This is a genomic window from Actinosynnema sp. NPDC037264 (genome assembly GCF_055603705.1).
In genome coordinates, this window is the sequence record NZ_JBVJVK010000126.1 from 1 (window position 1) to 5,385 (window position 5,385).

The following is a 5,385-nucleotide window of genomic DNA, read 5'->3' on the forward strand; positions in this document are numbered from 1 at the left end:
GCGGGTGCGGCAGGCGATGGGCGAGCTGGTGGAGCGGGGCATCCGGTTCGCGGTGGACGACTTCGGCACCGGCTACTCGTCGCTGGCCAGGTTGAGGGACCTGCCGGCGCAGATCATCAAGGTCGACCGGCGGTTCGTGTCCGGGGTGGGCAACGACAGGTCGGACCTCGCGGTGGCGCGGGCGGTCGTCGACATGGCCGGGGCTCTCGGCCGCACGTGCGTGGCGGAAGGGGTGGAGACCGCGACCCAGTTCCACCTGCTGCGCGAACTGGGTGCGGACGCGTTCCAGGGCTGGCTGTTCTCCCGCCCGGTCCCGGCCGAGGACATCCGGAGCCTGCTGGCCATGAGTCCCCTGCACGTCCCTGCCGCGGACTGACCGACCGGACGAGCCGTGAAATCCGGCGACATCGGCGGCCTCGCCCGACAGGATGGCCGGCATGGACGAGGTCGAGGTCGTCGTCGCGCACAGCCAGCGGGCGACGTTGCGGGTCGGCGAGGTGTTCCTGAAGGTCGACGGCGACGCGGCGCACGCGGAGGTCGAGGTGCGGGCGATGGCGATGGCGCCGGTGCCGACCCCGGCGGTCCTCTGGCGCGAGCCGCCCGTGCTCGCGATCGCCGCCGTGCCCGGCAAGGCGCTCGGCGTCCTCGGCGAACCGTCGCCCGCGTCGCCGGCGGCGTGGGCCGCGGTCGGCGCCGCGGTCCGGGAGCTGCACGACGCGCCGTTGCCGCCGTGGCCGGGGCCCAGGCTCGAGGACGTGGCGGCGGAGCTCGACAGCGAGTGCGCGTGGCTGCTCGCCAACGCCGTGCTGCCCGCGGAGGTGATCCGGCGCAACCGCGAGATCGCCGAGGCCGCGCTCCGGCCGTGGGAACCGGCGTTCATCCACGGCGACCTGCAGATCACGCACGTGTTCGTCGACGGGGACGAGGTCACCGGCGTCATCGACTGGTCCGAGGCCGCCCCCGGCGACGCCATGTTCGACCTCGCCACCTTGACGCTCGGGCACGAGGAACGCCTGGACGACCTGCTGGCCGGCTACGGCGACGACGTGGACCGGGACGTGATCCGCGCCTGGTGGTCGTTGCGCAGCCTGACGGCGTCGCGCTGGCTGATCGAGCACGGCTTCGACCCGGACGCGCCGGGGTGCGAGTTCGACGTGCTCCGTGCCCGGATGCAGGAACCCTGATACCGCTCCGACGCGGGACTCGGAGATGTCCAGGTGTCGTCGATGCCTGCTAACCTCGAACCAGCGAGGGGAGTACTCCCAAGCAGCGGTGTCGCCTAAGGGTGTTCGCGCACCCCGGTGCCGTTGGTCGGTCCGTCCGGCGGAGGAGACCTCCAATCGATCAAGCACGTCTTGATCGGTTGGAGAGGCGCTCCCTCCAGCCGATCGGGCTGGAGGAGCTCATGCAGGCTCTGCGGGACTTCCTGGTCGAGGCGCTCAAGTCCGGCTACGGCAAGTCGGTCCTCGCCGTCGCGGCGTTGTGGATCACCAAGCCGGTGTGGTTGGCGCTCACGCGGGTCGTCGAGGAGTGGGTGCGCTCCGGCCCGGTCCGGCGACGGGTGACGCACGAGGGAAGAGCCATCGAACGAGCCCTCGGCGCCGAAACCAAGGAGCAGGGCGATCAAGCTCGCGAGGTCCTCAGACTCCTGTTGAGGGCTCCCGATCCCGAGCTGCCCGGGCCGGCCGCCGGCGAGACACCGGCAGGCGCGGACTCGGAGACCAGGACGCCGGCGAACGAGGATCCGGACCCCGGCGAAGGACGAGCGGGCGGCCCTTGACGGGAACGGGGTGTTCCGCCGTAGGGGGATGCGCCCGGTTCAGGTCCCGGGTGCACGTGATGGTTGCGACGCGTTGGGCGTGGCAGAGGACGTCGGCCCTGCCACTCGGCCGTCACGTCGGCGGGCCGCCAACCGCCGACGAAGCGGGTGTCAACGGCCCGTTACGCGCCCGTGTCCGACGACGGGGGCGGCAGCTCGCCCGAACCGCGCCGGACCAGCGTCGCCGGCACGACGGCGTGCGTCGGCGGCGACTGCTCGCCCCCGATGCGGGCGAAGATGAGCTCCGCGGCCCGGCGGCCGAGCGCCGGGACGTCCTGGCGCAGCACGGTGACGCCGGGTTCGAGCATGTCGGCCAGCGGGAAGTCGTCGAAGCCGATCAGGGCGACCGAGCGGTGCAGGTCGCGGTCGCGCAGGGCGCGCATCGCGCCGACGGTGACCAGGTTCTGCGCGGTGAACAGGGCGGTCGGCGGCTCGTCCAGGTCGAACAGGGTCGCGGCGGCGCTCTCGGCGGCGTCGGGACCGTGCAGGTCGGTGCGCACCAGCTCGTCGCGCAGCGTCAGGCCGGCGTGGGCGAGCCCTTCGAGGTAGCCGGTGTAGCGCTCCCGGCTGGTCCACAGCGTCTGCCGGTCACCCAGGAACGCGATGCGCCGGTGGCCCAGGCCCGCGAGCTGGAGCACGGCTTCGCGCGAGCTGTCGCGGTTGGTGGTGGTCACGCTGTCGGTGCCGTCGAACGTCGGCGGGCGGTCGACCAGCACCATGGGCGTGCCGCGCTCGCGCTCCTGCTGCAACGCGTCCTGGTGCCCGCCCACGGCCATGACCACGATGCCGTCGACGCGGCGGGTGGCCAGGGAGGTGAGCAGCTCGCGCTGGAGCTCCGGGTCGTCCTCGCTGCTGCCCGCCAGCACCAGCACGCCGTTCTGCCGCGCCCGGTCCTCGACCGCGCGCAGGAGGGCGGCGTCGAACGGGTTGGACAGGTCCTCGAACAGCACGCCGAGGGTCGCGCTGCGCCGGTCGGAGCGGCGCAGGCTGCTGGCGGTCAGGTTGGGGCGGTAGCCGAGGGTGCGCGCGGCGGCGCGGACCCGTTCGACCACGTCGGGGCCCGCGCCGGGCAGGTCGTTGATGACCCGCGACACGGTCTTCGTGCTGACCTTGGCGAGTGCGGCGACGTCCCTCATGGTCGGCTCGCGCCGTGCACCCCGTGAGTCCATGGACCTCTGCTCCATCCTGGGTAACGCTTGCGTAACGGCGGCTTGTCGCGGCTTGGAGCACGAAGCTAGCGTCAACGATGACTTAACAACAGTCCCCCTTCCTCCCCCGTCGCTCCAGTGAGGGTGGAAGCGCCGGACTTCTTGCTTTTGATCTCGCGTAACCAGGCCTGACGTGAACGCCCTCGTGTTCCGCTGCCGGTTACGTCAACGTTGACGTAGGAGGAGACATGACCGGACCGTCGCGGACGGGCGTCAGGCTCACGGCCCTGGTGTCGGCGTCGTTGCTGGCGCTGGTCACCGGGTGCGGGGACGGTGGCGACGCGGCCGGCGGCGGCACGCTCGTCGGGTTGGTGACCAAGACCGACACGAACCCGTTCTTCGTGAAGATGAAGGAGGGCGCCCAGCAGGCGGCCGGTGGGACGGGCGCGACGGTGCAGTCCTTCGCGGGCAAGCAGGACGGCGACAACCAGTCGCAGGTCGACGCGATCGAGAACCTGGTCGGCGCGGGCGCGAAGGGCATCCTGATCACGCCCAACGACTCCAAGGCGATCGTGCCCTCGGTGGACAAGGCCCGCCAGGCCGGGCTGCTGGTCATCGCCCTGGACACCCAGCTGGAGCCGGCCGACGCCGCCGACGCGACCTTCGCCACCGACAACTACCAAGCCGGCAAGCTCATCGGGCAGTGGGCCAAGGCGAAGTTCGAGTCCGAGGGCAAGCAGGCGAAGATCGCGCTGCTGGACCTCAACCCGAACCAGGTGTCCGTGGACGTGCAGCGCGACCAGGGCTTCCTGGAGGGCTTCGGCGTCGACGTGAAGGACAAGGGCCGCATCGGCGACGAGAGCGACCCGCGCATCGTGGGCCACGACGTGACCGACGGCGCGCCCGAGGGTGGTCGGACGGCGATGGAGAACCTGCTGCAGAAGGACCCGGGCGTCAACCTCGTCTACACGATCAACGAGCCCGCGGCGGCGGGCGCGTACGAGGCGTTGAAGGCGGCGGGCAAGGAGAAGGACGTCACCATCGTCTCGGTCGACGGCGGCTGCCCCGGCGTGCAGAACGTCAGGTCCGGCATCATCGGCGCCACCGCGCAGCAGTACCCGCTGAAGATGGCGCAGCTCGGCGTGGAGGCGATCGCGAAGTTCGCGAAGGACGGCACCAAGCCGCAGAACACGGCGGGCAAGGACTTCGTGGACACCGGCGTCACGCTCATCACCGACCAGCCCGCGTCCGGGGTCGAGTCGAAGGACTCCGCCTGGGGCCTGCAGAACTGCTGGGGCTGAGCCATGTCGACCACGCTGTCCGAAGAACGCACGCCGGGCGGTGACCAGGCCCGTCCGTCACCCCTGACCCGCCTCCAGCACCTGCTGCACGCGCAGGCCACCATCGGGCCCGCGGTGGTGCTGCTGGTCGCCGTGGTCGTGTTCGCCGTGCTGTCACCCCGGTTCCTCACGCCGGGCAACGTCTCCCTGATCCTGCAACAGGTCGCGGTCATCGGCACGCTCGCCGTCGGCCAGACCATCGTCATCCTCACCGCCGGCATCGACCTGTCCTGCGGCGCGGTCATGGTGCTGACGTCCATCGTCATGGCGAAGGTGGCGGCGGACACCGGGTTGCCGGGCCTGCCCGCGCTGCTGCTCGGCTTCGTCGTCGGCACGTTGTGCGGCCTGCTCAACGGCCTGCTGGTCACGCGGCTGAAGCTGCCCCCGTTCATCGTCACCCTCGGCACGCTCAACGTGTTCTTCGCGTTGAACCTCTGGTACTCCGAGAGCGCCACCATCCGCGGCGCCGACATGCCGTCGTTGCTGCTGTGGACCGGGCAGACGGTCAACCTCGGCGGCACCCGCGTCACCTACGGCTCGATCATGATGGTGGTGCTGGTGGCCGCGATGGCGTTCGCGCTGAAGAACACCGCGTGGGGTCGGCACGTCTACGCCACCGGCGACGACCTCGAAGCCTCCCGGCTGTCCGGCATCCGCACCGCCCGCGTGCTGCTCAGCGTGTACGCGATGGCGGGCCTGGTGTACGCGCTGGCGGCGTGGGTGCTGATCGGGCGGATCGCCTCGGCGAGCCCGCAGGCCGGGCAGATGGACAACCTCGACTCGATCACCGCGGTCGTGATCGGCGGCACCAGCCTGTTCGGCGGTCGGGGCGCGATCGTCGGTTCGCTGATCGGCGCGTTGATCGTCGGTGTGTTCCGCAACGGGCTGGCGCTGGCCGGGGTGGACGTGCTGTGGCAGACCCTGGCCGTCGGCGTGCTGATCATCGTGGCGGTGTCGCTGGACCAGTGGATCCGGAAGGTGAAGCCATGACACCCTCAGTGTCAACCTCAAGAATTAGATCAAGCGGCTGCGGCTTGGTCGGTGAGTCGTTGCGCGCCGCCGTGGAGTTCGGGGTCGT

6 protein-coding genes are annotated in these 5,385 nt (G+C 71.0%); 5 read left to right on the forward strand and 1 reads right to left on the reverse strand.

Annotated features, from left to right (window positions below):
* The 3 genes from ACZ7GX_RS45570 to ACZ7GX_RS45580 all read left to right on the forward strand — a co-directional run.
* On the forward strand, positions 1-376 hold a 376-nt coding region (locus tag ACZ7GX_RS45570; protein ID WP_498786907.1), incomplete at its 5' end, for an EAL domain-containing protein.
* Positions 377-437: 61 nt separating this feature from the next.
* Entirely contained in the window at positions 438-1,184 is a 747-nt protein-coding gene (locus ACZ7GX_RS45575; RefSeq protein ID WP_498786908.1) for a phosphotransferase family protein, read from the forward strand.
* Positions 1,185-1,405: 221 nt separating this feature from the next.
* The gene (locus ACZ7GX_RS45580; RefSeq protein WP_498786909.1) at positions 1,406-1,780 is read left to right on the forward strand and encodes a hypothetical protein; all 375 of its coding nucleotides are present in this window, start codon (positions 1,406-1,408) and stop codon (positions 1,778-1,780) included.
* 161 nt (positions 1,781-1,941) lie between these two features.
* Here ACZ7GX_RS45580 and ACZ7GX_RS45585 read toward each other — a convergent pair whose 3' ends face one another.
* Positions 1,942-2,988 (reverse strand): LacI family DNA-binding transcriptional regulator, encoded by a 1,047-nt coding sequence (locus tag ACZ7GX_RS45585; protein WP_498786910.1) that lies wholly within the window; start codon positions 2,986-2,988, stop codon positions 1,942-1,944.
* 227 nt (positions 2,989-3,215) lie between these two features.
* Between ACZ7GX_RS45585 and ACZ7GX_RS45590 the strand changes: the two genes are divergently transcribed.
* Positions 3,216-4,268: a sugar ABC transporter substrate-binding protein gene (locus ACZ7GX_RS45590; protein ID WP_498786911.1), complete on the forward strand. Its 1,053-nt coding sequence runs from the start codon at positions 3,216-3,218 to the stop codon at positions 4,266-4,268.
* Positions 4,269-4,271: 3 nt separating this feature from the next.
* Positions 4,272-5,297: an ABC transporter permease gene (locus tag ACZ7GX_RS45595; RefSeq protein ID WP_498786912.1), complete on the forward strand. Its 1,026-nt coding sequence runs from the start codon at positions 4,272-4,274 to the stop codon at positions 5,295-5,297.
* Positions 5,298-5,385: the final 88 nt, after the last annotated feature.